Origin of the sequence: Streptomyces sp. CAU 1734, from assembly GCF_039888735.1 — a bacterium.
Taxonomy (GTDB): Bacteria; Actinomycetota; Actinomycetes; order Streptomycetales; family Streptomycetaceae; genus Streptomyces.
In genome coordinates this window covers 15301-42246 of sequence record NZ_JBDQQP010000024.1, presented here as the reverse complement: position 1 = coordinate 42246, position 26946 = coordinate 15301, and the positions used below count along the sequence as shown (strand labels likewise).

Sequence of the window (26946 nt, the reverse complement as noted above, 5' to 3'; positions counted from 1 at the left end):
TGTCACCAGCCCCTGGACCATTAGCCTTGGGTCAGCGGGTCGGACGGCCCGCCGCAGTGCTTCCAGAGCCGTTTTTCGGCGTCACGCTTCCGGTGGCCCCCGCGCCCCAATGAGTACGAAGACGAGGACAGACGTGCCTACCGGCAAGGTCAAATGGTTCAACAGCGAGAAGGGCTTCGGCTTCCTCTCCCGCGACGACGGCGGAGACGTCTTCGTGCACTCGTCAGTGCTGCCCGACGGGGTCGATTCGCTCAAGCCGGGCCAGCGTGTTGAATTCGGTGTCGTGGCGGGTCAGCGGGGTGACCAGGCCCTCTCGGTGACGGTTCTGGACCCCACGCCGTCCGTGGCGGCGGCGCAGCGGCGCAAGCCGGACGAGCTGGCCTCCATCGTGCAGGATCTGACGACCCTGCTGGAGAACATCACCCCGATGCTGGAGCGCGGCCGGTACCCCGACAAGGCGCACGGCGCGAAGATCGCGGGACTGCTGCGGGCGGTCGCGGACCAGCTCGACGTCTGAGACGCGCGACCGGACCGTACGGCGGCCGGGTGGGCTTCGGGCCCGCCCGGCCGCTGCCGTCTCCGGGCCCGGTACGGGGTGCGGCGCGGGTGGCCCGGTCGCGGCAGGTGTCCCCGCGGGCGTCAGGCGAACGCGAGGGCGCCCGGGGCCAGCGGCGGCACCAGGCCCTCGGCCGCCGCCCGGGTGAGCAGCCCGCGCACCGCCGCGTAACCGTCCTCGCCGAGGTCGGCGGTGAACTCATTGACATACAGCCCGATGTGCTGATCGGCGACCGCCGGATCCATCTCCTGGGCGTGCTCGCGCACATACGGCCGGGACGCCTCCGGGTCGTCCCACGCCATCCGCACGGATGTACGGGCCGCCGCGGCGAGCCGCCGCAGGGTGTCCTCCCCGAGCGAGCGCTTGGCGATGATCGCACCGAGCGGAATGGGCAGGCCGGTGGTGGACTCCCAGTGCTCGCCCATGTCGGCGAGGCGGTGCAGCCCGTACGACTGATAGGTGAACCGCGCCTCGTGGATGACCAGCCCGGCGTCCACCCTGCCGTCCCGGACCGCGGGCATGATCTCGTGGAACGGCAGTACGACCACCTCGCCGACCCCGCCGGGCACCTGATCGGCCGCCCAGAGCCGGAAGAGCAGATACGCGGTGGAGCGCTCGCCCGGCACGGCGACGGTCCGGCCGGTCAGGTCGAGCCCCGGCTCCCTGCTGAGCACCAGTGGGCCGCAGCCCCGGCCCAGCGCGCCGCCGCACGGCAGCAGCGCGTACTCGTCCAGGACCCAGGGGAGCACCGCGTAGGAGACCTTGAGGATGTCGTACTCGCCCCGCTCGGCCATCTTGTTGGTGATGTCGATGTCGGCGAACCGCACATCGATGGCGGGCGCGCCGGGGACCCGGCCGTGGGCCCAGGCGTCGAAGACGAAGGTGTCGTTCGGGCAGGGCGAGTACGCGATCCGCAGGGTCACGGCGACGACTCCTCGGCGAGGGGGGCGGGGCCGGTCTCCCGGCGCGGTGCGGGCGGTGGGTCCGCTTCGGCCGCGAGCAGCGGGCCCAGCAGCCGGAAGGCGGTGCTCAGCGCGGTGAGCGCGTCCCCGATGCGCCAGGCCGCGCGGTCGCGCGGGCCGACCGGATTGGAGACGGCGCGGATCTCCAGTACGGGCACTCCGTGCAGGGCCGCCGCCTCGGCCACCCCGAAGCCCTCCATCGCCTCGGCGGCGGCGCGCGGATGACGCGCCCTCAGCTCGGCGGCGCGGGCGGCGGTCCCGGTGACGGTGGAGACGGTCAGCACCGGCGCGTGCACCGCCCCGGCCAGCCCGGCGGCGCGGGCCGCGAGCGCGGCGGGCGGCAGATGGACGGTGCGGCCGAAGCCGAGTTCGTCGACGGGCAGGAAGCCGCCCGGGGAGTCGGCCCCGAGGTCGGCGGCGACGACGGCGTCCGCGACGACCAGCGAGCCGACGGGAGCGCGCTCCGCGAAGCCGCCGCCGATCCCGGCGGAGACCACCAGGTCGTACGGCGCGCTCCCGGACGCGGCGCTCAGCGCCTTCGAAGCGGCGGCGGCCGCGGCGGCCGGCCCGACTCCGCCGACCAGAACGTCCACGAAGGGGGCTGCTCCGGTTCCGGGTCCGGGTTCCGTCCCGCCGTCCGGCCCGCTCCCCGGCACCGGGAAACCATCCGCACCGAGCCTCCCGGCGGCGTGAACGCCTCCCGGTCCGGCGACCGGCCTGGTGCCGGCCCCCGCACCGCGCGGTGCGCGGTCCGCGGTGGTTCCGTGCGGGTCCGCGCCGGCGGGCGGGTTCGTACCGGGATCCCTGCGGGCTGAAGCGGCGTCTGTTCCGGTTCCGTCCGGTTCCGCGTCGGCGGCCGGGTTCGTGAGAGGGGTGCCGTGCCCCCGCGCGGCGCCGGCGGGTTTCGCGGTCGCCGGGCCGGCCGGGCCGAAGGGCGGCCGGGTCACCGGATTCGCGGTCCGCCGGGCCTCGACCGCCGCGCCGCTGTCCGCCGCGGCTGCCGGATTCGCGGCCGGCCGGGTGCCGGCCCCCGCACCGCGCGGTGCGCGGCCCGCGCCGGTTCCGTGCGGGTCCGGGCCGGCGGGCGGGTTCGCGGGGGAGGTGCTGTGCGTGTGCGTGACGCCGGCGGGCCGCCCGGTCGCGGGGCCGCCGGCCGGGCCCGCGGGGCCGGGGTCGGGCGCACCGTGCCGGACGGCGGCGTACGCGGCGAGGCCCGCGGCGACGGAGTCCGCCTCCGCCGCCACCGCCGTCACCACCAGGACGCGCACCGCGGGCCTCCCGGGATCACTTCTTTTCGAGCGTGAACAGCCAGATGCCGAGCAGCTTCTTGCCGTTCGTCTCGACGATGCTGATGTTCGCCTTCTTGGGCGCCTCGCCGGTCTGCGAGGTGAAGAACGCGCTGGCGGGGATGGTGCGGTACGTCTTGGTGTACGGCTCCTGCTCCGCCGGCTGGCCGCTGATGAAGAGGGTCCAGCCGTTCTCCGCGATCTCCGGGTCGACCCCGAAGCGGATCTTGTCGTCCAGGGAGACCTTGACGGTCTTCCCCGTGTTCTTGTTCAGGCAGCCCTGAACCAGGGACTCCTTGATGGCCTTGCCGTCGTTGTAGCAGGCGGCCTCGGAGTTGACGGACTCCGTCCCGACCGTCACGGTCGCGAGCGGTGTCGGCTTTTCGCAGCCCGAGAGGACGAGAAGCCCGGCCGAGACGGCACCGATGGTGGCAGCGGCCCGGCGGCGCTTGCCGGAGTAGAACGCAACGGTCATGGCCGAAAGGCTATCGGGCCCATGCGCCCTGTCCACGCGGGGGTCCGGCGCGGCGCGGCCCGGCCTCGCGCGGGGCCGTCCGGGGGGCCGTCCGGGGAGGCTCCGTCAGACCGGCCGGGCCCGCGGCTGCGGGCCGCCCCGGGAGGCCCTCAGCAGGCCGCGCCCGGCGACCGCCGCCCCCGTGCCGACGATGCCCGCCGCGACCGACATGCCGAGCGCGCCGTTCAGCGGCAGCACGATCCCGATCGCCCCGCCGGCCACCCAGGACATCTGGAGCAGCGTCTCGGAGCGGGCGAAGGCGGAGGTGCGCACCTCCTCCGGCACGTCCCGCTGGATCAGCGCGTCCAGCGAGAGCTTCGCCAGCGCCTGGCACAGGCCCGCCGTCGCGGCCAGCACCGCGACCATGCCCGCGCCGAAGAAGACCGCCGCCGCGATCGCCGCGGTCAGCACGATGCCCTGCACCGTGACGATGATCATCTCGGGCCCGCGGGCCCGCAGCCAGGCACCGACGGCGGTGCCGAGGGCATTGCCCGCCCCCGCCGAGACGGCGACGATCCCGAGCGAAACGGCCGCGCTCTGCCCGGCCATCGGATGCTCGCGCAGCAGAAACGCCAGGAAGAAGATGAGAAACCCGGAGAGCATCCGGAAGGAGGCGTTCGCCTGGAGGCCGTGGAGCACCGACGGGCCGACCGTGCGCAGACTGGGCTTCTTCTCGCCGTGGGAGAGGATGCGCACCCGCCGCTCGCCCTTCGCGGAGTCCACCTTGGGCGGCATCCGCAGGGCCCAGTAGGTGCCCAGGAGAAAGAGCGCGCACGCCCCGTACAGCGGCCACGGCGGACCGATGCGGTGCAGGCCCGCACCGATCGGCGCGGCCACCCCGGTGGCCAGCAGGCCCGCCAGGGTGACCCGGGAATTCGCCTTCACCAGGGAGAACCCGGCCGGCAGCAGCCGGGGCACGACGGCGCTGCGGATCACCCCGTACGCCTTCGACGCGACCAGCACCCCCAGCGCCGCCGGATACAGCTCCAGCTCCCCCGTGGCGACCGCCCCGGAGAGCCCCAGCGCCAGCACGGCCCGGGTGAGCATCGCGCCCGCCATCGCCGCGCGGCGGCCGTGCGGGATGCGGTCGAGCAGCGGGCCGATGACCGGGGCGAGCAGCGCGAAGGGGGCGAGGGTGATCGCCAGATAGAGGGTGACCCGGCCGCGCGCCTCGTCGGTCGGTACGGAGAAGAAGACGGTGGAGGCCAGCGCGACCGTGATCATGACGTCGCCCGCGCCGTTGACGGCATGCAGTTCGATCAGCTTTCCGAGCCCCGACTCACCCGCGCCATGGGCATGGGTGGCACGGCGGATTCCGCGCGCCGTGCCGGTGAACGGCAGATGGAGCGCGCGGGCGATCGCCCGGCCCGCTCTCCGGAGCGGTCCGGGCCCGTCGGACGACCTGGCGGCTGTCACGCCGTCATACTGCCCCAAGCTCCTGTGGGAATACCGGTGATGCGCCGTCGCGGGTCGGATCCGGCGGTGTGTCCGGCGCACCGGCGCCCGCGCCCGCCCCCGGACGGTCCCCCGGGGCGTACGGGATTCCCGGCCCCGGCCGCCGCGGCCCCCGGACCGGTCCTTCCCGGACAGCTCCCGGACATCTCCGTAAATTCTCAAGCACCGCTCAAGACCCGCCCGGGGCGTTTCGGCGCCCTTCCCGGGGCCCCGGCGGGCCCCTCCGGAACCGTTCTCGGGGCTCCTTCACGGCAGGTCCCGGGGGTGCCGGGGGGTTCTTGTGGGACGCGCGTGTGGGCGCAGCGCTGTGGAAGGGGTAGCGTGCGTAGCGCGCCACCGGCGATTGTTCTCGGCCGCGCGCCTCTTCGGCATCCCGCAGAATGGATGGCGGTAGGTGTGCCCGAGACAGGTTGGTCTGGGCGCGGACGTCGATGCGGCCCCCAGGTCCGCTCCGCCTGCGGCCCTTGCCTCACGGATCGGCAGGCGCACCCGTGAGACGGCGTAGGAGAGAAGCGAGACCTGTGAGTGCTGCGACGACGCGAAGCCGTACCCCCGACCGCCTGTGCGCCGAGGCGGTGGACCTCGCCCGAACCGCCGCGGAGGAGGTAGCCGCCCCGGGAGTGGTGGGTGAGCATGTGTCCCTTGTCTCCGAGGGGGACAGGGTCGTCACACACTTCTTCGAGTGCAAGGAGCCCGGCTACCGGGGCTGGCGCTGGGCCGTCACCGTGGCCCGGGCCTCCCGCGCGAAGATCGTCACGCTGGACGAAACCGTCCTGCTGCCCGGTCCCGATGCCCTGCTGGCACCCGAGTGGGTGCCCTGGAGCGAGCGGCTCCGCCCCGGTGACATGGGCCCCGGCGATCTGCTGCCGACCGAGGCGGAGGATCTGCGCCTGGAGCCGGGCTACTCCGGCGAGGACGCGCCGCCGCCGAATTCGGTGATCGCCGAGACCTCCCACGACCTGGCCGAACGCGTCGAGGAAGAGGACGCCGAGCTCACCGACCGCATCCCGGCCGCCGTCTCGGTCACCCGGGGCCAGATCGCGGCGCTCGCCGAGGAACTGGGCATGCGGCGGGCCCGGGTGCTCTCCCGCTACGGCCTGCGGATCGCGGCGGACCGCTGGGAGGAGTCCTTCGGCGCCGCGACCCCGATGGCACAGGCCGCCCCGGCGACCTGTGTGACCTGCGCTTTCCTGATGCCGATGGCGGGCTCGCTGAGCCAGGCGTTCGGCGTGTGCGCCAATGAGTTCTCCCCGGCCGACGGCCGGGTGGTCTCGCTCTCGTACGGCTGCGGCGGCCACTCCGAGGCGGCGGTCATGCCGAAGACCCCGCAGCCGCCGCCCCCGGTCTTCGACTCGGTGGCCTCCGACGCCTTCCCGCTCCACCCGGAGGCGGACGCGGGCTCCGTGCCCGCGGTCGCGGAGGCGGGCGCCGACGCGGATCTGGGCCACTCCTAGATCTCACGCGGGGCCTGCGCCCCGCCGGGCCGGCGGGGACCACCCCGCCGGACCGTCCGCGCGTGGCGGCCCCGGCCCGGATCCGCCGCCACCGGGCGGGCCGGGGGCCCCTGAACTCCGGCGGGGTCCGCCGGTCGCCCGGTCTCACCTCCCGGTCCGTCCGCAGCGGGAAACCCGGGTGCGGTGGTTTCTCCTCGTCCCCCCCCGCCGGGGGACGAGGAAGCGCTCGGTGCCCGGCAGCGGGACCTCCACCAGCCCGCCGCCGCGCCTCATCCACAGGCCGGAACAGTGGTCCTCCTCGTCGTGGCTGAGGACCTGCCCGGTCTCCGGCCGCCGCCACGGCAGCGACTCCGGGTGCCGCAGCGGTCCGGACCGGTCGCCGAGGCCCGGGGATTCGCCGGCCCAGCCGTGACCGAGGGGGCCGAGATCGGCCCGCACCGGCACGAACCGGCCGTACCAGGTGCGGGACGGATCCATCCCGGGTGAGCGGCTCCATGACCTCGCCGGCGTCCGGCGCCAACACGATGACCTCGGCGATTCCGCTCATGCCGCAGGGGCACCGGGCCCCGCCGGCCGGGCGACCGGGCCCCGCCGGCCCCGCACCGCGCCCGGCGGACAAAACAACCCCGCCGAGGGCGCGGGCGGGAAGACCCGTGCCGCGACGCGGTACCTTCGGCCGCAACGGGCCGAACCGGCCCGCCACGAACACAGAGCGGAGCTACAGCGTGAGCATCACGACCACCGAGGGGGCCGACCCGTTCGGGACCGCCCGGCTGCGGCGGGGGGTGCTCGACGCGTGGGGAGCCGGGCCGGCCCGTTTCCGGGAGGACGCCAATGCCGAGGAGGATCTCGTCCTCGGCGGCTACCGCGACCGGCTCGTCATCGAACTCGCCCAGAACGCCGCCGACGCCGCCGCCCGCGCCGGCACCCCCGGCAGGCTCCGGCTCACCCTCGGCAAGGACGGGGTGAACGGCACCGCCGTCCTCGCCGCCGCCAACACCGGCGCGCCGCTCGACGCCGCCGGCGTCGAATCCCTCTCCACCCTGCGCGCCTCCGCCAAGCGCGACAGCGGCACCGAGGCCGCCCACAGCACCGCCGTCATCACCGAGTCCGGCCCCGGCGCCCCCGCCAGCGTCGGCCGGTTCGGCGTCGGCTTCGCCGCCGTCCTCGCCGTCAGCGACGAGCCCGCCGTCCTCGGCCGCCACGGCGGCGTCCGCTGGTCCCTCGCCGAGGCGGCCGAACTCACCCGCGAGACCGCCCTGGCCAGCCCCGGCCTCGGCGACGAGCTCCGCCGCCGCGACGGTCACGTCCCGCTGCTGCGGCTCCCGCTGCCCGCCGAGGGCACCGCCCCCGAGGGCTACGACACCGTCGTCGTCCTGCCGCTCCGCGACGTCGCCGCCGTCGACCTCGTCGAACGCCTCCTCGCCGGCATCGACGACGCCCTCCTCCTCACCCTCTCCGGTCTCACCGAGATCGTGATCGAGACCCCCGACGGCCTCCGCACCCTGCGCCGCTCCACCGACGGCCCCCATGTCCGCATCCAGGACAGCGACAGCGCCCACGCCGACCGCCGCTGGCGGACCATCAGCCACCACGGCGCCATCGAGGCCGGTCTGCTGCGCGACCGCCCCATCGAGGAGCGGCTGCGCCCGCACTGGACCGTCACCTGGGCCGTGCCGGTGGACGGCGAGGGCGCCCCACTCCGGCCGGCCACCGCGCCCGTCTTCCACGCCCCGACCCCGACCGACGAGCCCCTCGGCGTACCGGCGCTGCTGATCGCCTCGCTGCCGCTGGACACCACCCGGCGCCACCCGGCCCCCGGGCCGCTGACCGACTTCCTGATCGAGCGCGCGGCGCGGGCGTACGCCGAACTCCTCGGCGACTGGCGGCCGGTCACCACCGCCCTGATCGACCTCGTGCCGGGCCCCCTCGGCAAGGGCGAGCTGGACGGCGTGCTGCGGGCACAGCTCCTCGCGCTGCTGCCGCGCACCGCCTTCCTGGAGCCCGCCGCGCCCCGCGACGACAGCGGGGACGAAGCCGGCCGCGCCGCCACTGCCGCGCCCGATCTCCTCGACCACGACACGGCGGGGCTCTCCGGTCCGGCGTCCGCCGCCGCCCTGCGGCCCATCGAGGCCGAGGTGCTGGAGGGCGCGGGCGCCGACACCGTGCGCGTGCTCTCCGAGGTGCTGCCGAGCCTGCTCCCCGCCGGCCTGGAGCGCCGCGCCGAACTGCGCACCCTCGGGGTCGCCCGGGTCCCGCTGACCGAGGCGATCGACCGGCTCGCCGGCCTGGAACGCGACCCGGGCTGGTGGCGGCGGCTCTACGACAGCCTGGCCGGAACCGACCCCGACCGGCTCACCGGGCTGCCCGTGCCGCTCGCCGACGGCCGGACCACCATCGGCCCCCGCCAGACCCTGCTCCCGCTCGCCGACACGCCCGCCCGGCTGGCCCGCCTCGGCCTGAAGGTGGTGCACCCGGACGCCGCCCACCCCCTGCTGGAGAAGCTGGGCGCGCTGCCCGCCACCCCGCGCGCCGTGCTGACCACACCTCAGGTCCGGGCCGCCGTCGCCGGATCGCTGGACGAGGGAGAGGTCTGGTTCGACGACGACACCGACACCCTCGACGACGGGGAACTCGCCGAGCTGGTGCTGGCCCTGGTCCGGGACGCCGCGCTCGAACCCGGTGACGAGCCCTGGCTCGGCGCCCTCGCCCTCCCCGACGAGGACGGCGAACTCGCCCCCGCCGGCGAGCTGGTCCTCCCCGGCAGCCCCTTCGCCCTGGTGATGCGCCGGGACGAGCTCGCCCTCTGCGACGCCGACCTCGCCGCCCGCTGGGGCGAACAGCCGCTGGCCGCCTGCGGGGTGCTGGCCGGCTTCACGCTGGTGCGCGCCACCGATGTGGTGCTCGACCCCGATGAGCTGGAGCCCCGCGACGGGGATTACGCGGAGCCCGACGACCCGGGCCTGCTGGACGCGGTGGACGTCTGGTGCGAGGACGTGCTCGACCGGCTGCCCGAGACCTCCGTACCGCCGGTCGCCACCGAGATCACCGCCGTGCGCGATCTCGATCTCGTGGACGACGACTGCTGGCCGCAGGCGCTCGCCCTGCTCGCCCGCCCGCCGCTGCGGGACGCGCTGATCCATCCCGTACGCGTACTCCTGCCGGACGGCACCACCGAGACGGTGCGCTCCCACACGGCCTGGTGGCTGCGCGACCATCCGGTCATCGGCGGCCGACGCCCGGCCGGACTGCGGGCCGCCGGGGGCGATCCGCTGCTGGAGGGTCTGTACGAGGCGGTCGACGCGACCGGCTTCGACGACGTCCAGGTGCTGCGCGCCCTGGGGGTGCGCACCTCCGCCGCCGCGCTGCTGGACGAGCCGGGCGGCGCCGCCGAGCTGCTGGGCCGCCTCGCCGACCCGGATCTTCCGGTGCGCGCCGCGCAGCTGCACGGCCTCTACACGGCGCTGGCGGAGCTCGACCCGGAGCAGGTGACCCTGCCCGACGAGGTGCGGGCCGTGGTCGACGGTGCCGTACGCGTGGTGGACGCCGCCGACGCGGTGGTGGCGGACGCCCCCGATCTGCTGCCGCTCGCGGGCGGGCTGCCGCTGCTGCCGGTGGCGCCCGGGCACGCCGCCGACCTGGCCGAGCTCTTCCAGGTGCGGCGCCTGAGCGAGGCCGTCGCGGCGGAGGTGACCTCGGAGGGCGAGGAGCATGCCGTGCCCGAGCCGGTGCGGAGCCTGCTCGGTCCCGGCGCCCCGGCCTCGTACACCGAGCACGACGAGCTGATCGCGGGCGGCGCGGAGCTGGAGTGGCGCCGCACCCCGGACGGGACGGTCCACGCCGCCACCCTGGAGGGCGTGGCCGCCGGGCTCGCCTGGGCGGCGGGCCAGTGGCCGAGGCGCTTCGAGGTCGCGGCGCTGCTGGAGGACCCCTCCCGCACGGAGGAACTCTCCCGCGACCGCTGGTTCGACCCCCGGCCCTGACGGCCCCTCCCCGGGGCTCCGCCCCGGACCCCGCGCCTCAATCGCCGGCGGGGCTGGGAATTCGGCACCCTCGCTCACGAGTGCGGGTTATCGGGCATCCCTGTGCACAACCGGGGTGCCAAAACCGGGCCCCGCCGGTGATTGAGGCGGGGGGTGCCAAAACCGGGCTCCGCCGGTGATTGAGGCGTGGGGTGCCAAAGCTGGGCCCCGCCGGTGATTGAGGCGCAGAGCGCCAAAATCAAGCCCCGCCGGCGTTTGAGGCGCGGGGTTCGGGGCGGAGCCCCGCAAAGGACCCGGGCCCCGCAAGGCCCCGGCCCCGGCCCCGGCCCCGGAGAACCGCACCGCCCCCCGCTACACGGGAAAACGGCGGTCCACCCACCGCCAGCTCAGCTCCAGCAGCCCCGCCCCCGCCGCCGCGACCCCCACCGCCGTCCACGGCATCGTCGTCCCCACCAGCTTCAGCGCGAAGAACTCCTGGAGCCACGGCACCACCAGCACGATCAGAAAGCCCAGCCCCATCGCGCCCACCAGACAGACCCGCCACCAGGTGTAGGGGCGGGCGATGATCGCCAGGACCCACATCGAGACCAGGAAGAGGGTCAGCGTCGCCGCGCTCGTCTCGGCGTCCAGCGCGCCCGGACCGCTGTAGTGGGAGCGGGCCAGCAGATAGACCGTGAAGGTGGCCGCCGCCGCGATGATCCCGGCCGGGATGGCGTACCGCATCACCCGTTTCACGAAGTGCGGCCCGGCCCGCTCGCGGTTGGGGGCGAGTGCCAGGAAGAAGGCCGGTACGCCGATCGTCAGCGTCGACAGCAGGGTCAGATGCCGGGGCAGGAAGGGGTACTCGACCTGGCTGCACACCACCAGCACGGCGAGCAGCACCGAGTACACCGTCTTGGTGAGGAAGAGCGTGGCGACCCGGGTGATGTTGCCGATCACCCGGCGGCCCTCGGCCACCACCGACGGCAGCGTGGCGAAGCTGTTGTTCAGCAGCACGATCTGCGCCACCGCGCGGGTCGCCTCCGAGCCGGAGCCCATGGCGACGCCGATGTCCGCGTCCTTGAGCGCGAGAACGTCATTGACGCCGTCACCGGTCATCGCGACGGTGTGCCCCCGGGACTGGAGGGCTCCCACCATGTCCCGCTTCTGCTGCGGGGTGACCCGGCCGAAGACCGCGTGGGCCTCCAGCTCGGCGGCCATCGCCTCGCGTTCGGCGGGCAGCCGGCGGGCGTCGACGGTGTGCTCGGCGCCCGGCAGCCCGAGCTTCGCGGCGACCGCGCCGACCGAGACCGCGTTGTCGCCGGAGATGACCTTGGCGGCGACGTCCTGGTCGGCGAAGTAGCGCAGGGTGTCGGCGGCGTCCGGCCGCAGCCGCTGTTCCAGCACCACCAGCGCGGTGGGTTGGACGCCCTCGGCCACCGAGGGGGAGTCCAGTCCGCCGGCGGACCGGGTACGGGCGAGCAGGAGCACCCGCAGCCCCTGCTCATTGAGCCGGTCGAGGCCGGCGAGTGCGGGATCGCCGGCGGGGAGCAGGACATCGGGCGCGCCCAGCAGCCAGCCCCGGCTCCGCCCGCCGTCCTCCGTGACGACCGCGCCGCTGTACTTGCGGGCGGAGGAGAAGGGCAGGCTCTCGGTCGGCCGCCAGCCGCCGTCCGGGGCGGGGAAGGCGTCGATCACGGCCCGGAGAGAGGCGTTGGGACGCGGATCCGACGCGCCGAGCGCACCGAGGACCCGCCGGGTGTACGCCTCGTCCGCGCCGTCGAGCGGGCGCAGCTCGGTGACGTCCATACCGCCCTCGGTGAGGGTGCCGGTCTTGTCGAGACAGACGACATCGACCCGAGCGAGCCCCTCGATCGCGGGCAGCTCCTGCACCAGGCACTGCTTGCGGCCCAGCCGGACGACCCCGATCGCGAAGGCGACGGAGGTCAGCAGCACCAGTCCCTCGGGGATCATCGGCACGATTCCGCCGACGGTCCGGGCGACGGAGTCCTTGAAGTTGTTGTCCTTGACGACGAGCTGGCTGATGATCAGCCCGATCGCGGTCGGGACCATCATCCAGGTCACATATTTGAGGATGGTGCTGATACCGCTGCGCAGTTCGGAGCGGACGAGGGTGAAGCGGGACGCCTCCTCGGCGAGCTGCGCGGCGTACGCCTCCCGTCCCACCCTGGTCGCGGTGAAGGCGCCGCCGCCCGCGACCACGAAGCTGCCGGACATCACCGGATCGCCGGGCTGTTTCAGTACGGGATCGGCCTCGCCGGTCAGCAGTGACTCGTCGATCTCCAGGCTCTCGCTCTCCACCACCTCGCCGTCCACGACGACCTTGTCGCCGGGGCCGAGCTCGACCAGATCGCCCAGGACGATGGCGGAGGTGGAGATCTCGGCGGCGGCCCCGTCCCGGCGCACGGTCGGCTTGGCCTTGCCGATCACTGCGAGCCCGTCGAGGGTCCTCTTGGCGCGGAGCTCCTGGACGATGCCGATGCCGGTGTTGGCGATGATCACGAAGCCGAAGAGGCTGTCCTGGATCGGCGCGACAAAGAACATGATCACCCAGAGGACGCCGATGATGGCGTTGAAGCGGGTGAGGACATTGCCCCGGACGATGTCGGCGGTGGAGCGGGACGACCGTACGGGTACGTCATTGACCTCGCCGCGCGCGATCCGCTCGGCCACCTCGGCGGAGGTCAGCCCGCCGGCTCTCCCGGCGGGCGGTGTGCCGGTCGCTGTTCCGCCGGCCCGGCTGCCCGGTTCCGGGCCGTCCCCGTCGATGCTCGCCCGCTGGGTCATGGTCCGTACGGTACGGGGGCGGGCCCGGCTTCACCCGGTGAAGAGCGATGAACGCCGTGTTGTGTCCGGCCGGCGGCTCAGGACCGCGCGGACCCGGCCGGCCGGTCCCCGGAGGGCTCGGCGGACTCGGCGGATCGCGCCCGCTTGATCGCGGCGTCGCGGGCCCGGACGTACCAGATGCCGATCAGGCCGAGACCGGCGCCGGCGAGGCAGGTCCACACCCACCACATCAGGTCGCGGTCGGCGAACCAGCCGTAGAAGGGGATCTGCACCAGGAAGAGGACGAACCAGAGGATCGTCCCACCGGTGATGGTGGCGACGACCGGCCCCTCCAGGGGCTCGGGTGCCTCGTGCTTGGGGGTCCACTTCGCCATGCGCCCAGTGTAGGCACCACCTGACAGGCGGCCCTCCGACACCAACGGGGAACTGGGTCTACGCGCGGAGATAGCGTTCATAGGCCCTATATGTTCATACTGAAACGGTTTGCTCGTGACCGGATTCCTTTGTAGGAAGCTCCAAGCTAATGAGGACCGCATGACCCCCTCGGCCCCCGCCGCCGCCCCCGAGCATCAGCCGAAGGGCACGGGCACCGTCAGCGGCCTGGACCGCTACTTCAAGATCTCCGAGCGTGGCTCCACGGTCGGCCGCGAGCTGCGCGGCGGTTTCGCCACCTTCTTCGCGATGGCGTACATCATCGTGCTCAACCCGATCATCCTGGGCAGCGCGAAGGACATGTACGGCAACCAGCTCGACAACGGCCAGCTGGTCACCGCGACCGTGCTGACGGCGGCCTTCTCCACCCTGCTCATGGGCGTGATCGGCAATGTCCCGATCGCGCTCGCGGCCGGCCTGGGTGTGAACACCGTCGTCGCGCTCCAGCTCGCGCCCCGGATGTCCTGGCCGGACGCGATGGGCATGGTGGTCCTCGCCGGCTTCGTGGTGATGCTGCTGGTCGCCACCGGTCTGCGGGAACGCGTGATGAGCGCGGTGCCGCGCAGTCTGCGCAAGGGCATCGCGATCGGCATCGGTCTCTTCATCATGCTGATCGGCCTGGTCGACTCCGGCTTCGTCTCGCGCATCCCGGACGTCGCCCAGACCACCGTCCCGATCACCCTGGGCACCGGCGGCCATCTGCTGGGCTGGCCGGTCCTGGTCTTCATCCTCGGCACCCTGCTGACCCTGATCCTGATCATCCGCAAGGCGCCGGGCGCGATCCTGATCTCCATCGTCGTGATGACGGTCGTCGCCATGATCATCGAAGCGGTGGCCAAGGTCCCGTCCTGGGGCCTGACCACCCCCAAGTGGCCCGGCAACCCCGTCTCCACCCCCGATTTCGGGCTGGTCGGCGAGGTCAGCCTGTTCGGCGGCTTCGAGAAGGTCGGCATCCTCACCGGCTCCCTCTTCGTCTTCACCGTCCTGCTGTCCTGCTTCTTCGACGCGATGGGCACCATCCTCGGCGTCGGTGACGAGGCCAAGCTGCTGGACAAGAAGGGCAATCTCCCCGGCATCAACAAGGTGCTCTTCGTGGACGGCATCGCGGTCGCCTCCGGCGGCGCGACCTCGTCGTCGGCGACGACCTGCTTCGTGGAGTCCACGGCCGGCGTGGGCGAGGGCGCGCGCACCGGACTGGCGTCGGTGGTCACCGGCGCGCTCTTCTCGGTGGCGCTCTTCCTCACCCCGCTCGCCACGATGGTCCCGTCGCAGGCCGCGACGCCCGCGCTGCTGGCGGTCGGCTTCCTGATCCTGGCCGGTTCGGTCCGGGACATCGACTGGAGCGACTTCACCGTCTCGGTGCCGGCGTTCCTGGCGATGGTGATGATGCCGTTCACCTACTCGATCACCAACGGCATCGGGATCGGCTTCATCTCGTTCTGCGTGCTGCGGCTGGCGGCCGGGCGCGGCCGGGAGGTCCCGATCGCGATGTACGCGGTGTCGGCGGTCTTCGTCTTCTACTACGCGATGCCCGCGCTCGGCCTGACGTAGGGCGCCGCGGCCCCGGGACCCGTGTCCGGCCGCCCCCTCCGGGCGGCCGGACACGGGTCCCGCCCGTTTCCCGCCCCGCGCCCCCGCGTCACCCCGTGTCCGGCCCTACATCCGGCCGTAGAACTCCTCCGTCTCGTCGACAGCCGCCTGGAAGCGCTCGTCGAAGTCGTCCCGGATGAGCGTCTGGACCACATAGTCCTGGACGCTCATTCCGCGTCTGGCGGCGTGATGCCGGAGCCGGTCGAGCAGCGCACCGTCTATCCGCAGGCTGAGCACAGTCGATCCCATGCCTCAGGGTCGCGGTCCGCCCCCGTCCGATGCGCGGCTTTCCGGGCAGCTGTCACCCGTACGGGTGATATGAATATCGACTGGTCTTTAGGCAGGGTAATGAGTTATGCTAACAAACATGTCTGACCTGTCAGCTCTCCCGCAGGGCGGCGCCACCGAGGACGCCGGCCCCGAAGACGCCGACCCCGACCCGGATTCCGGGTCCGGTGCCGGCATCGCCCCGTATCCCGGCACCCCCGCCGGTGCCCCCGTGTCCGAGGACCGGGCGGCGGCGGACGAGGCGGCGGTCAACGCGCTGCGCTCCGCCGTGATGCGGCTCGGCCGCCGGCTGAAGCACCAGCGGGTGGACGAGTCCCTGAGCCCGACCGAGATGTCGGTGCTCGGCACCCTCGCCCGCTGCGGCTCGGCCACCCCCGGTGAGCTGGCCCGCAAGGAGCACGTCCAGCCGCCGTCCATGACCAGGATCGTGGCGCTGCTGGAGGCCAAGGGGCTGGTCCGGCTCGAACCCCACCCCGACGACCGGCGGCAGAAGGTCGTCAGCCGGACCGAGGAGGCCAGGGCCATGCTGGAGGAGAGCCGCCGCAAGCGGAATGTCTGGCTGGCCGGTCTCGCGGCCGGCCTCGACGAGGACGAATGGGCCAAGCTCCGCGCCGCCGCCCCGGTCCTGGAGAAACTCGCGCACCTGTAGAAATCACCCCAAGGAGGCGAACGCTTTTGCGTACGGGACCCGGAGCAGACTCCGCACCCGCACCCACCCCTTCTACCCCCGCCCGCGGGGCCATGTTCAGCTCGCTCAGGATCCGCAACTACCGGCTCTTCGCCATCGGCCAGGTCGTCTCCAACACCGGCACCTGGATGCAGCGGATCGCTCAGGACTGGCTGGTGCTCACCCTCACCGGATCGGCATCCGCGGTGGGCATCACGATCGCCCTCCAGTTCCTGCCGATCCTGCTCTTCGGGCTGTACGGCGGCGTCCTCGCCGACCGGCTGCCCAAGCGCCCGCTGCTGCTGGGCACCCAGTCCGCGATGGCCCTCACCGGCCTCGCGCTCGCCGTCCTCACCCTCACCGGTCAGGTCCAGGTCTGGCATGTCTATCTCACGGCGTTCCTGCTCGGGCTCGTCACCGTCCTCGACAACCCGGCCCGGCAGACCTTTGTGCACGAGATGGTCGGCCCGGACCAGCTCGCCAACGCCGTCAGCCTCAACTCCGCCAACTTCCAGTCCGCCCGGCTCGTCGGCCCGGCCGTCGCCGGTGTGCTGATCACCGCCGTCGGCACCGGCTGGGCCTTCCTCTTCAACGGCCTCTCCTTCCTCGCGCCCATCGCGGCCCTGCTGCTGATGCGCACCTCCGAGCTGCTGAAGGCCGAGGTGACCCCGCGCGGAAAGGGCCAGCTGAGAGAGGGCCTGAAGTATGTCTCCGCCCATCCCGAGCTGATCTGGCCCATCGTCCTGATCGGATTCATCGGCACCTTCGGCTTCAACTTCCCGATCTGGCTCACCGCCTTCGTCCACGACGTCTATGACGCGGGCGCGGTCACCTATGGCCTGCTCAATGTGCTGATGGCGGTCGGTTCCCTGATAGGCGCCCTGCTCGCGGCCCGGCGCGGCACCTCCCGGCTGCGGATACTGGTCGGCGCCGCGGTGCTCTTCGGCGCGCTGGAGATCCTGGCCGCGTTCTCGCCGTGGTTCTGGCTCTTCGCCCTGCTGATGGTGCTGGTCGGGATGTTCGGCCTCACCGTCAATGTCACCGCGAACTCCGCGGTCCAGACGGCGACGGACCCGGCGGTCCGGGGCCGGGTGATGAGCCTGTTCATGATGGTCTTCGTCGGCGGTACGCCGCTGGGCGGCCCGCTCTTCGGCTGGATCACCGACACCTACGGCCCGCGGATCGGCCTCGCGGCCGGCGGCGCGGTCTCGCTGCTCGCGGCGGTGGCGGTCGGCCTGATGCTGGCGCGGGTGGGCGGTCTGCGGCTGAAGGTGGATCTGCGCCGGGGCCGCAAGCATCTGGAGTTCGTGCCGAAGGAGCGGCTGACCACGGCGGTGTAGGCGCTGCGGGCCGGGCCCCGGGCTCCCGCCGCCCGGCGGTGGGCGAGACTCGACCGTATGAGACTCTTCGCCGCTGTCCTGCCGCCCGCGGAGGCCGCCCGGGAACTCGGGCTCGCCGTCGACCGTCTGCACGCGCTGCCCGGCTCGGACGGTCTGCGCTGGACCGGCCGGGCGGGCTGGCACTTCACCCTCGCCTTCATGGGGGAGGTCGGCGAACGGCTGCTGCCCGAGCTGCGCGACCGCCTCGGCCGGGCGGCCCATCGCACCGAGCCCTTCCCGCTGCGGATCCACGGCGCCGGCCACTTCGGCCGGCGGGCCCTGTGGGCCGGGGCGGCGGGCGGTGTCTCCGAGCTCCGGCTCCTCGCGGAGCGCGCGGACGCGGCGGCCCGCCGGGCCGGCGTGGAGATGGCGGAGCACCGCCGCTACAAGGCGCATCTGACCGTCGCGCGCAGCCGGACGGAGATGGATCTCGCCCCGTACACGGCGGAGCTCGGCGGCTTCGAGGGCGCCGGCTGGCAGGTGACGGAGCTCGCACTGGTGCGCAGCAATCTGCCGGTGAGCGGTGTGTCGGGGGAGGGTCCGAGGTACGAGACGGTGGGGTTGTGGCCCCTCGGCGCGGAGGGGGCCGGCGGGGCGGGTTAACCTCGTTCTTGTGAATTCCAAGACCAGAAACAAGATCATGGCGGGCGTACTCGTACTGATGTTCGCAATTATCGCGGTGGCCGCGGTGGCGGGCCAGTAACACCGGCGGACCGCCCCCGGCGCCCGTCACAGCGCGCCGCCCCCGGGCCGGGCACCCGAAGGGCACCCGGCCCCGCGCGGGCTACCAGGCGAACGCCTCCGGCGACGGACCCGTGCCGGGGAAGATCTCCTCCAGCGCGGCCAGCAGCTCCCCGCTCAGCTCCAGAGAGACCGCGCGCACGGCGCTCGCCAGCTGTTCCCCGGTGCGCGGCCCGACGATCGGTCCGGTGATCCCCGGCCGGGTCAGCAGCCAGGCGAGCGCGACCTCGCCGGGCTCCAGTCCGTGCTTGTCGAGCAGATCCTCGTACGCCTGGATCCGCTGCCGCATCCCCGGCTGCTTCAGTCGCTCGGCCCCCATCCCGGCGGACCTGCGCCCGCCCCCGGCGGCCTTCCCGAGGATCCCGCCGAGGATCCCGCCGTGCAGCGGCGACCAGGGGATGACGCCGAGACCGTACTCCCGCGCGGCCGGGATGACCTCCATCTCGGCCCGGCGCTCGATGAGGTTGTACAGGCACTGCTCGCTGACCAGCCCGTACGAGCCCCGGCGGCGGGCGGCCTCATTGGCCTGGGCGATCTTCCAGCCCGGGAAGTTGGACGATCCCGCGTAGAGGATCTTGCCCTGCTGGATCAGGGTGTCGACGGCCTGCCAGATCTCCTCGACAGGGGTGTCCCGGTCGATGTGGTGGAATTGATAGATGTCGATGTGATCGGTCCCGAGCCGCCGGAGACTGGCCTCGACCGACCGCCGGATGTTCAGCGCGGAGATCTTGTTGTGGTTGGGCCAGGGGTTCCCGTCGGCGCTCATGTCGCCGTAGACCTTGGTCCCGAGCACGACCTTGTCCCGGCGGTCACCGCCCTTGGCGAACCAGCTGCCGATGATCTCCTCGGTGCGGCCCTTGTTCTCGCCCCAGCCGTAGACATTGGCGGTGTCGAAGAAATTGACGCCGGCGCCGAGCGCGGCGTCCATGATGGCGTGACTGCCGGCCTCGTCGGTGTGCGGCCCGAAGTTCATCGTCCCGAGGACGAGCCGGCTGACCTTCAGACCTGTGCGTCCGAGCTGTGTGTACTCCATGGGCCACCAGCCAACGCCCTGAAGTGCCCTCCGGGCAAGGAGGTTCCACCGGCTTCGGCCGGATGCCCGGCGGATCCGGGTGTGTCCGCCGTGTCAGTCGCGGGGGAACTCGTCGGTGGCGAGGGTGAGTCCGACCGGGGTGTGGGTGAGATCGACGGGGTCACCGAACTCCAGGGTGAGCTCGCCCCGGTATTCGCCGTCCTTGGGCTGGGTGTGGAGGTGCCACTGGCCGGTGTAAGGGTCGATGATCAGGTAGACGGGGACCTCGGCGGCGGCGTAGACCTCCTTCTTCTTCCCGTAGTCGCCGGCTGCTGTTGAGCGGGAGATCACCTCGGCGACGAACTCGATGTCGCCGTGGTCCCAGCGGCCGTTGTCCCCTCTTTCCGCCTCGTCGGCGAAGGCCGCGATATCGCAGGCGAAGCCGTTCAGCCGGCCGGGGAAATCGATACGGACGTCGGAGGCGATGCGGTTCCTCGGGTACCGGCCCAGCAACTGCGTCGCGATGTCAAAGATGATTTCCCAGTGCGTCTGCCGCTGTGGTGACATGAAGACGTTCCCCCCGACGATCTCAACCTTGTATCCCTCGGGGATGGGCAACTTCTCCAACCACTCGAACATGACGTCGAGTGTGAGTTCAGCGCTGACTTCGGCCATCTCGATCCTGTCTGCAAGAACAGTCACCGTGGCGCTCCTCCCCGCTGCCGCATCGGGCGCGGGCAGCCGCCCGGTACAACGATAAGCCCGGCGGGTGGATACGCGTCGATACGGGGCCGGGTCGCGCCGTCCGCCCTTATCGAACATGTGCTTGTCATTCCGATAAATGTGCCAACTCCCGCTCCGAATGGATGAACAGGGCAACCATCCCCGCACTCCGCCGGTCGAAGAGACAGGTGGCCGTACCCCCGGACGGTCACCGGTTCCGTCCTTCCGCCGCTCCCTCGCGGTGGTGTTCGACCACGACGATTGAGAACTGATCATGGAATCTCGCAAGGGCGCGCGCACGGTCGCACTGGCGGTCGTGATCGCCGTCGCCGGCTCCGCGGCCGTACCGGCCGCGTTCGCCGTCCCGGGGCGGCCGGCCGTCGCCGCGGCGGCGAAACCGGCCGTGAAGGCGGACGACTTCAACGGGGACGGCTTCCGCGATGTCGTGGTCGCCGCACCCCGGGCGACCGTCAACGGCAAGGTCAACGCGGGCTATGTCGCGGTGCTCCACGGATCTGCGACCCAGCCGCTGACCGCCGCCAAGCGCGTGTACCACCAGGACTCCCCGGGGGTCCCGGGCACCGCCGGGGCCGATGACGGGTTCGGCCTCGCCGTCACCTCCGCCGACCTCGACCGGGACGGCTACGCGGATCTGGTGGCCGGCGCGCCCGGTGAGGCCGGGGATCCGCTCGCGACCTCCGGTTCGCTCACCGTGTTCTGGGGCGGGAGGAACGGCCTCGCCGGCTCGGCGATCCTGCTGGAGGGCGCCGGTCCGCACCATGGCATCGGCCGCCATCTGGCCGCCGGGGACTTCGACGGGGACGGCGCGCCGGACATCGCGACCGTGGAGGAGAACCGGCAGCTGCGCGTGCTGTCCGGGCCGTTCGGCCGGGACGGCTCCGCCGCGCGGAGCTCGGTGGTCCGCGACGACGACGACCACATCGTGCAGGACCTCGCCGCCGGCGATGTGAACGGCGACGGCCGGACCGACCTCGCCGCCCTGCGCCACCAGGGCGACGAGTACGACGCCCGCCATGCCGTGGTCTGGCCCGGCACCCCCGCGGGCCCGGGGCCGGGCACCGTCGTGAAGGATGCCAAGGGCCGGGAGGTGGAGGGCGGTGAGTCCATCGCGCTGGGCGACATCGACAAGGACCGGTACGCCGACCTCGTCATCGGCCGCCCCGTCGACGGCTACGACAGCGATCTGGGACTCCCGCTCGCCAACGGCGGCATGATCACTTATGTTCCCGGCTCGGCCAGGGGCCCGGTGGGCACCAGGGCGCGCGTCCTCAACCAGGACAGCACCGGGATCCCCGGTGTCGCGGAGGCGGACGACGGCTTCGGCTCCGGGCTCTCGGTCGCCGACATCGACGGCGACGGGTACGCGGATGTCTCGACGGGCGTCCCGGGCGAGACGTTCGGCGGAAAGAAGAGCGCGGGGGCCGTGGTCACCCTGCGCGGCGGCAGGTCCGGTCTCACCGGCACCGGGGCGAAGGTCTTCAGCCAGGACACGGCGGGGATGCCCGGGGTGGCGGAGAAGTCCGACCGGTTCGGCTCGCGGACCCGGCTCACCGACACCAACGGCGACGGCCGGGCGGAGCTGATCGTCTCCGCCGTGGGCGAGAACGCCGGGGCCGGATCGGTGTGGGTGCTGCGGGCCGGCGCGTCCGGCGTCACCACCGCGAAATCGCTCACCTTCGGCGCGAAGACCCTCGGCATGCCCGCCGCGAGGGCCGCCCTCGGCGCCGCGTTCAACCGCTGACCCGGCCCGTCCCGTTGGACGGATCCCGCTGTGACTCTCCGCGTCCCGCCGGCCCGCCCGGGCCGGCGGGACGGGGACACCGGGCCGCCGGTGCTCGGTCCCGGTGGAAACCGGAGGTGTCGAGGCCGAGCCCGAGGACGAGGCGGTACCGTGCCGGGCCGGCGGGCCGGCGGTCCGGCCAGAGGCGACGGCACTCCCGCCGCCTCCGCCCGAGCCGGTTCACGCCCCCGCCCCGTGAACTCGCCCGCCCCGCGCGGCACCTCGGCGAACCGCCCGATACCTCGGCGAACAGCCCGATACCTCGGCGAACCGACCGGAGGATGCGAACCGCCCGGCCGCCGCGCATCCTCCGGCCCCGCGAAAGGGTTTGCACAGGGACGAAACAGGACGCCGCCGACCCCAGCCGGATCCGCCGTGAACTTATTGAGCGGCTGCGGTCAAGAGACGGGTGACAGACCTGTCGCCCGAACCGTGGAGCTGATGTGACCGGACCCCCGGCCATTTCCGATGACGCCGAGGTCGTTGCCCAGTCCCTGGAGCAGCCCGACGTCTTCGCCGTGCTCTACGACCGTCACGCGTCCGAGATCCACCGCTACGCCCTGCGCCGCCTCGGGGAGAGCGCGGCGGAGGACATCATGGCCGAGACCTTTCTCATCGCCTTCCGCAACCGCCGCCGCTACGACCCCGCCCGCCGCAGCGCCCGCCCCTGGCTGTACGGAATCGCCGCGAAGCTCATCGGCGGACACCGGCGCCGTGAGGAGCGGGCGCTGCGCGCGCTGGCGCGGACCGGGGTGGATCCGCTGGCCGAGTCGTGGAGCGCGCGGTCCGACGACCGGATCGCGGTTCAGGCCCCGCTGGCGGGCGCGCTGGCCTCGCTGTCGCCGGGCGACCGGGATGTACTGCTCCTCGTCGCCTGGGCCGATCTCGGATATCAGGAGGTCGCCGAAGCGCTCCGTATCCCGCTCGGTACCGTCCGGTCCAGGCTGAACCGCGCCCGGCGCAAGGTACGCACGGCTCTGATCGCCGACCCCGCGTTCGTATCGGGCGCATCCGATGGATCCGACGAAACGGAGCTGACCGCGTCATGGATGAGCTGACCCGCGTGCGTGAGCTGCGCGACCACGCTCCGCACACCGACCGCGCGGTGCTCGCCGCCGGACGGCGCGGGCTCACCGATGCCATCGCCGCCGGCGGCCGGCGCCGCTCCCCCCGGTGGTCCGGGGGTGCGCTGCGGCGGCTGCGCTCGGACTGGCGGACCGCCGCGCTCGGCGCCGCGACCGCCGTCACCGCGGCGGCGGTGCTCATCGCGCAGTTCGGCGCCGCGGCCCCGGTGCGGGACCGCGCGGACGCCGCGATCGGCGGGACGTCCGGCCGGGCCGTCGAAGTACTGGAGCGGGCGGCCGTCACGGTGGGCCGTGAGACGGCGGTGCCGGAGCCGGCCGCCGGGCAGTGGATCTACACCAGCCATGAATCGGGCGACCGAGCCCGCCCGCAGACCGCGGCGGGCGGTGCCACGGCACATTCCGTCTTCCCGGTCAGCGCCCCGGAGCAGTGGACTCCGTACGCGGGCACCCAGGACGGCAAGGACGGCACCCGCTCCGCCCAGGACATCTACCGCGCCGCGCTCGCGCTGCCCGCCGACGACCCGGAGGCGTTTCTGGCCGGGGCCCGGCTGCTCCATCCGGCCGGGGGCCGGTCCGACGCCGGGCGATCGGCGGCCGGCCGGACACCGGCCGAGCGCGACTTCCGTGTACTCGGACAGCTGATCGAGTCATACCCCCTCGCCCCCGCGTCCCGGGCCGGGCTCTACCGGGCCCTCGCCACCGTCCCCGGCATCCGCGCGGGCGACGAGCCGATCCGGGACGGCGCCGGCCGGATGGCGATCTCCATCGGGCTCGCCACCGACCGGGGCACCACCTGGTCCGAGATCCTGCTCGATCCCGCGGACTACAGCTACGCGGGCAAGCGCATGGTCGCCCTCCAGGACTACGCCGTGACCCTCCCCGAGGCCGAGAAGGCACCGAAGGCCGAGCGGGCGGAGAAGGTCCACCGATACCGGAAGGGAGATGTGCTCTACAACGAGGCCCGCACCGGCGCGGCCGTCGTGGCCGCGATGGGCCGGCGCGCCTGACCGGGGGGACCGGCCACGCCACGGGAGCGCCGCTTCCGGGCTCCGGCCCTCGTCCCGCGCAGTATGTGTAGTGCAGATCACATCGGGGTGGTGGTTTCCGGCCGTGTCCGGAAGCCGGCGGCCCAGAGCAAGGAAAGCCGATGCCACAGATTTCGATCGTCGTGCCGTGCTACAACGAGAGTGAGGTGATCGAGACTTTTCACACCACCCTGGTCGGCGTCCTCGAACCGACCGGGCGGAGTTTCGAGATCTGCTACGTGGACGACGGGAGCGGTGACCACACCCGCGTCCACCTCCAGCAACTCGCCTCCGCCGACCCGCGGATCCGCTACACCTCCTTCAGCCGGAACTTCGGCAAGGAGTCCGCGATGCTGGCCGGACTGCGGATGGCCCAGGGCGATGCGGTCGTCGTCATGGACGCGGATCTCCAGCACCCGCCCCACCTCATCCCCCGCATGCTGGAGCTGCGCGAACACGGTTACGACCAGGTCGTGGCCCAGCGCGACCGGGCGGGCGAGGGCGCCGTGCGCACCGGGCTGAGCCGGGCGTACTACCGGCTGGTGCGCCGCTTCATGGAGGTCGAAGTCATCGACGGGGCCGGGGATTTCCGGCTGCTCTCCCGCCGCGCGGTCGACGCGATCCTCGCCCTCCCCGAGAGCAACCGCTTCTCCAAGGGCCTGTTCTCCTGGATCGGCTTCGACACCGCCACCTTCCCCTACGAGAACGCGCTGCGCGCCGCGGGCCAGTCCAAGTGGGGCGGCCGGCGGCTGCTCAACTACGGTATCGACGGCCTGCTCTCCTTCAACAGCCGCCCGCTGCGGCTGGCGGTCCACACCGGGCTCTGGCTCTTTCTCTCCGCGCTCGTCTACGCGCTCTGGATCGTGGCCAATGTGCTGGTGGACGGGGTCGACACCCCGGGTTACGCCACTCTGATCACCGTCATGGTCGGGATGGGCGGGGTGCAGATCGCGACCCTCGGCGTCATCGGGGAGTATGTGGGCCGCATCTACCACGAGTCCAAGCGCAGACCCCACTACATTGTCCGGGAGACCGACCGCACCGGACGCACCGACCGCACCCGGGGATCCGACGGCCGCGCCGAGATCCCCCTGCCCGGCGGCGCGCCGGCCCTCCCGGCCGGGCCCGTCGGTCCCCGTATCGGCGAGCGGAACTGGTGACCATGGCGACCGGCACCTCCGCCCCGGCCCCTGCCGAGGCCCCCGCGGCGCGGCGGGATTCCGCCGCCCCGCGGCGTTTCTGGCCCCTGGCCCTCGCGATACTCCCGCTGGGGCTGCTGGCCCTCGCCTCCTGGTACGGCCGGCACACCCGCCCCAGCGCCGACGAGTGGTGCTTCATCCCCCAGGTGCGCGACGACGGCATCCTGGGCCTGGTCAGCACCTTCTACCTCACCGACAACGGCCGGGTCGCCAATGGCCTGCTGGTCGGTCTCTACACGAAGTTCCCCGTGGCCGGGCACCAGTGGTACGGCCCCGTCAGCGGTGCGCTGATGCTCGGTCTGCTGTGGGCGCTCGTCGCCGTACTGCTGCGCCGGGCCCGGGTGACCGTCCCGCGCGGGGTGCCGCTGCTGGTGGCCGCGATGGTCTGCGCGGCCTTCCTCCTCGCCACCCCGAACACGTACAAGACCTTCTACTGGCCCGCCGCCTCGGTCTCGCACACCCTCGCCCCGGTGCTCTGCGCCGCCGCCGCGATCCCGCTGCTGCGCGGCCGGGGACGCGGGGGCCGGATCACCGCGCTCGCGGTGGTGGCCGGGGCCGGTGTGTTCATGGGCACCCTCTCCGAGGAGGCGTCCGTCGTCTCCCTCGTGGCGCTCGCCGCGGTGGTGCTCTGCGCCCCGGTGCTGCTCGCCGGACGCCTGCGCCGGTACGCCAGGGTCTGGGCGCTCGCGGGCATGGCCGGGGTCACCGCCGGCACCCTGATCCTGATCACCTCGCCCGGCTCCCGCAACCGCCGCACCCGCTACGACGCGGAGAGCGTCTCCATGCTCGCGCCGGAGTCGCTGTGGGGCTCGCTGGTGGCGTACCGGGAGATCCTCACCATCGTGCTCGGCACCTGGCAGTACGCCGGCGCCGTCGCGGCGGGTGTGCTGCTCGGTCTGCTCGCCCGCCGGGAGTCCGGCCGGGAGCGGGTCCTGCTGCCGCCGAGGCCCGGCGTGGTGCTGCCGATCGGCGCGGCGGTTCTGCTGGTCTCCGGCTATCTCTGCACGGTGATCACCTACCCCGTCTTCGGCGCGGCCGTGGTCCGCGCCGAGCGCACCTGGAACGACTATCTGCTGCTCTTCGTCCTGCTGCTGACCGCCGCCGGCGCCTTCATCGGCCGGGCGCTGCGGCACGGGCCGCTCGGCCGGCGCGGCGGCGGAACCCTCGCGGCCGGGGCGGCGCTGGTCTGCGCCGCGTCGGTGGCCGGGCTGGCGCCGCCGCTGATGGGCCTGGGGGAGCGGATGGAGGTCCGGGCCGCGGCCTGGGACCGCCAGGACGCCCGGCTGCATGCCGCGGCGGCCCGGGGGGAGACGGTGATGCCGTACACCCCGACCCGGGTGGGCCTGATGCTGGAGCCGTTCGCGGCGAACGGGCGCCGGACATGGCCCGCGCAGTGCGTGGCGGACTACTACAACCTGGAGCGGGTGACCCGGGGCGGCTGAGTCAGTTCCCGCGCCGCCGCGCGCGGTTCGGCCGGTGCGGGCGGACGAGGGTGTCGAGCGCCCCCACGGGGGCCCGGAGATATCCGGTCGTGCCGCCCGCCCGGTCGCCCGCGCACCACCAGGAGAGCACCCCGTCCGCGTCGTCGCGCGGATGCATCCCCAGACCGTGTTCGCCACAGAGCGGCCAGGCCCGCCACAGGCACTCGGTGATGGTGTCCTGGGCGGCCTCGGCCACGGCCGCGAGCGCGGCGCCGGGCTCCGGCGCCGACTCCTCGTGGAGGTGATTGCCCCACCACAGGCCGTCGGAGAGCGCGACGTAGACCTGTTCCGGCTCGTCCGGTTCGTACTGCGGGGGCGCCACCAGCAGCAGGGGCCGCAGCTCCGGCAGGGTGACCGCCAGATCGCGGTTGACGAGGGCCAGCGCCTCTTCCCAGTGCGGGTGTTCACCGGGGGCGATGATCCGGTACTCCAGTCGGTCCTCGGGAAACGGATGCATACGGGCCATCCTCCCCCCAAGCGGTGCCGGCGCCCACACCTTTCCCCGCGGCCGGTTCCGCCGTCCGGA

General features: G+C 73.2%; 23 protein-coding genes. 12 read left to right on the top strand and 11 right to left on the bottom strand.

Translation table 11 applies throughout. From position 1 onward, the window contains the following. Nucleotides 1-133 precede the first annotated feature (133 nt). A complete protein-coding gene (locus AAFN69_RS32830) occupies nucleotides 134-517 on the top strand; it encodes a cold-shock protein (protein WP_347732562.1) in 384 nt (127 codons plus the stop codon). Between the two features lie 122 nt (nucleotides 518-639). Here the strand turns inward: AAFN69_RS32830 and AAFN69_RS32825 are convergent, their stop codons facing one another. The 4 genes from AAFN69_RS32825 to AAFN69_RS32810 form a co-directional block, all read right to left on the bottom strand. Beyond that, a complete protein-coding gene (locus tag AAFN69_RS32825) occupies nucleotides 640-1479 on the bottom strand; it encodes a 1,4-dihydroxy-6-naphthoate synthase (protein WP_347732560.1) in 840 nt (279 codons plus the stop codon). Further along, nucleotides 1476-2174 (bottom strand): futalosine hydrolase, encoded by a 699-nt coding sequence (locus tag AAFN69_RS32820; protein WP_347732617.1) that lies wholly within the window; start codon nucleotides 2172-2174, stop codon nucleotides 1476-1478. The genes AAFN69_RS32825 and AAFN69_RS32820 overlap by 4 nt, the downstream gene beginning before the upstream one ends. A gap of 628 nt (nucleotides 2175-2802) precedes the next feature. After that, nucleotides 2803-3279, bottom strand: coding sequence for a DUF2771 domain-containing protein (locus AAFN69_RS32815; RefSeq protein ID WP_347732559.1), 477 nt, complete (start codon nucleotides 3277-3279; stop codon nucleotides 2803-2805). A gap of 105 nt (nucleotides 3280-3384) precedes the next feature. Next, nucleotides 3385-4734: an MFS transporter gene (locus AAFN69_RS32810; protein WP_347732558.1), complete on the bottom strand. Its 1350-nt coding sequence runs from the start codon at nucleotides 4732-4734 to the stop codon at nucleotides 3385-3387. 560 nt (nucleotides 4735-5294) lie between these two features. On the opposite strand from AAFN69_RS32810, the gene AAFN69_RS32805 reads away from it, so the two are divergent. Then, a complete protein-coding gene (locus AAFN69_RS32805; protein ID WP_347732557.1) occupies nucleotides 5295-6227 on the top strand; it encodes a DUF3027 domain-containing protein in 933 nt (310 codons plus the stop codon). Nucleotides 6228-6371: 144 nt separating this feature from the next. Here the strand turns inward: AAFN69_RS32805 and AAFN69_RS32800 are convergent, their stop codons facing one another. Further along, nucleotides 6372-6704 (bottom strand): hypothetical protein, encoded by a 333-nt coding sequence (locus tag AAFN69_RS32800; protein ID WP_347732556.1) that lies wholly within the window; start codon nucleotides 6702-6704, stop codon nucleotides 6372-6374. Between the two features lie 248 nt (nucleotides 6705-6952). Here AAFN69_RS32800 and AAFN69_RS32795 point away from each other — a divergent pair, with 248 nt between their 5' ends. Beyond that, entirely contained in the window at nucleotides 6953-10210 is a 3258-nt protein-coding gene (locus tag AAFN69_RS32795; RefSeq protein ID WP_347732555.1) for a molecular chaperone Hsp90, read from the top strand. 351 nt (nucleotides 10211-10561) lie between these two features. Here AAFN69_RS32795 and AAFN69_RS32790 read toward each other — a convergent pair whose 3' ends face one another. Further along, a complete protein-coding gene (locus tag AAFN69_RS32790; protein WP_347732554.1) occupies nucleotides 10562-12997 on the bottom strand; it encodes an HAD-IC family P-type ATPase in 2436 nt (811 codons plus the stop codon). 77 nt (nucleotides 12998-13074) lie between these two features. Further along, complete coding sequence (locus AAFN69_RS32785; protein WP_347732553.1) at nucleotides 13075-13371, bottom strand: DUF2530 domain-containing protein; 297 nt, start codon at nucleotides 13369-13371, stop codon at nucleotides 13075-13077. Nucleotides 13372-13531: 160 nt separating this feature from the next. Here AAFN69_RS32785 and AAFN69_RS32780 point away from each other — a divergent pair, with 160 nt between their 5' ends. Then, nucleotides 13532-14980, top strand: coding sequence for an NCS2 family permease (locus AAFN69_RS32780; protein ID WP_347732552.1), 1449 nt, complete (start codon nucleotides 13532-13534; stop codon nucleotides 14978-14980). Nucleotides 14981-15085: 105 nt separating this feature from the next. Here AAFN69_RS32780 and AAFN69_RS32775 read toward each other — a convergent pair whose 3' ends face one another. Beyond that, nucleotides 15086-15268 carry a ribbon-helix-helix protein, CopG family gene (locus AAFN69_RS32775; protein ID WP_347732551.1) on the bottom strand — a complete coding sequence of 61 codons (183 nt, stop codon included), beginning with the start codon at nucleotides 15266-15268 and terminating at the stop codon, nucleotides 15086-15088. A gap of 310 nt (nucleotides 15269-15578) precedes the next feature. Here AAFN69_RS32775 and AAFN69_RS32770 point away from each other — a divergent pair, with 310 nt between their 5' ends. From AAFN69_RS32770 to thpR, 3 genes are read left to right on the top strand one after another with little or no spacing between them, the layout of a single operon-like run. Continuing rightward, nucleotides 15579-15956 (top strand): MarR family transcriptional regulator, encoded by a 378-nt coding sequence (locus AAFN69_RS32770; RefSeq protein WP_347732616.1) that lies wholly within the window; start codon nucleotides 15579-15581, stop codon nucleotides 15954-15956. Between the two features lie 26 nt (nucleotides 15957-15982). Next, nucleotides 15983-17314, top strand: a complete 1332-nt coding sequence (locus AAFN69_RS32765; protein ID WP_347732550.1) for an MFS transporter — start codon at nucleotides 15983-15985, stop codon at nucleotides 17312-17314. A 57-nt stretch (nucleotides 17315-17371) separates the two neighbouring features. Further along, nucleotides 17372-17956 carry an RNA 2',3'-cyclic phosphodiesterase gene (gene thpR, locus AAFN69_RS32760; RefSeq protein ID WP_347732549.1) on the top strand — a complete coding sequence of 195 codons (585 nt, stop codon included), beginning with the start codon at nucleotides 17372-17374 and terminating at the stop codon, nucleotides 17954-17956. A 181-nt stretch (nucleotides 17957-18137) separates the two neighbouring features. Here the strand turns inward: thpR and AAFN69_RS32755 are convergent, their stop codons facing one another. Together AAFN69_RS32755 and AAFN69_RS32750 are read right to left on the bottom strand one after the other, a co-directional pair. Beyond that, entirely contained in the window at nucleotides 18138-19127 is a 990-nt protein-coding gene (locus tag AAFN69_RS32755) for an aldo/keto reductase (RefSeq protein WP_347732548.1), read from the bottom strand. Nucleotides 19128-19220: 93 nt separating this feature from the next. Further along, nucleotides 19221-19808: a Uma2 family endonuclease gene (locus AAFN69_RS32750; RefSeq protein WP_347732547.1), complete on the bottom strand. Its 588-nt coding sequence runs from the start codon at nucleotides 19806-19808 to the stop codon at nucleotides 19221-19223. A 295-nt stretch (nucleotides 19809-20103) separates the two neighbouring features. Here AAFN69_RS32750 and AAFN69_RS32745 point away from each other — a divergent pair, with 295 nt between their 5' ends. The 5 genes from AAFN69_RS32745 to AAFN69_RS32725 all read left to right on the top strand — a co-directional run bounded on the left by AAFN69_RS32745 (nucleotide 20104) and on the right by AAFN69_RS32725 (nucleotide 26381). Next, a complete protein-coding gene (locus AAFN69_RS32745; protein ID WP_347732546.1) occupies nucleotides 20104-21591 on the top strand; it encodes an FG-GAP and VCBS repeat-containing protein in 1488 nt (495 codons plus the stop codon). 482 nt (nucleotides 21592-22073) lie between these two features. Then, nucleotides 22074-22688 carry a sigma-70 family RNA polymerase sigma factor gene (locus AAFN69_RS32740; protein ID WP_347732545.1) on the top strand — a complete coding sequence of 205 codons (615 nt, stop codon included), beginning with the start codon at nucleotides 22074-22076 and terminating at the stop codon, nucleotides 22686-22688. After that, on the top strand, nucleotides 22676-23722 hold the full coding sequence (locus AAFN69_RS32735; protein ID WP_347732544.1) for a hypothetical protein: 1047 nt from the start codon (nucleotides 22676-22678) through the stop codon (nucleotides 23720-23722). The genes AAFN69_RS32740 and AAFN69_RS32735 overlap by 13 nt, the downstream gene beginning before the upstream one ends. A 140-nt stretch (nucleotides 23723-23862) precedes the next feature. Continuing rightward, nucleotides 23863-24900, top strand: a complete 1038-nt coding sequence (locus tag AAFN69_RS32730; protein WP_347732543.1) for a glycosyltransferase family 2 protein — start codon at nucleotides 23863-23865, stop codon at nucleotides 24898-24900. A gap of 2 nt (nucleotides 24901-24902) precedes the next feature. Continuing rightward, complete coding sequence (locus AAFN69_RS32725; protein WP_347732542.1) at nucleotides 24903-26381, top strand: DUF6056 family protein; 1479 nt, start codon at nucleotides 24903-24905, stop codon at nucleotides 26379-26381. A 1-nt stretch (nucleotide 26382) separates the two neighbouring features. On the opposite strand, the gene AAFN69_RS32720 is transcribed toward AAFN69_RS32725, so the two are convergent. Beyond that, nucleotides 26383-26877: a hypothetical protein gene (locus AAFN69_RS32720; protein ID WP_347732541.1), complete on the bottom strand. Its 495-nt coding sequence runs from the start codon at nucleotides 26875-26877 to the stop codon at nucleotides 26383-26385. Nucleotides 26878-26946: the final 69 nt, after the last annotated feature.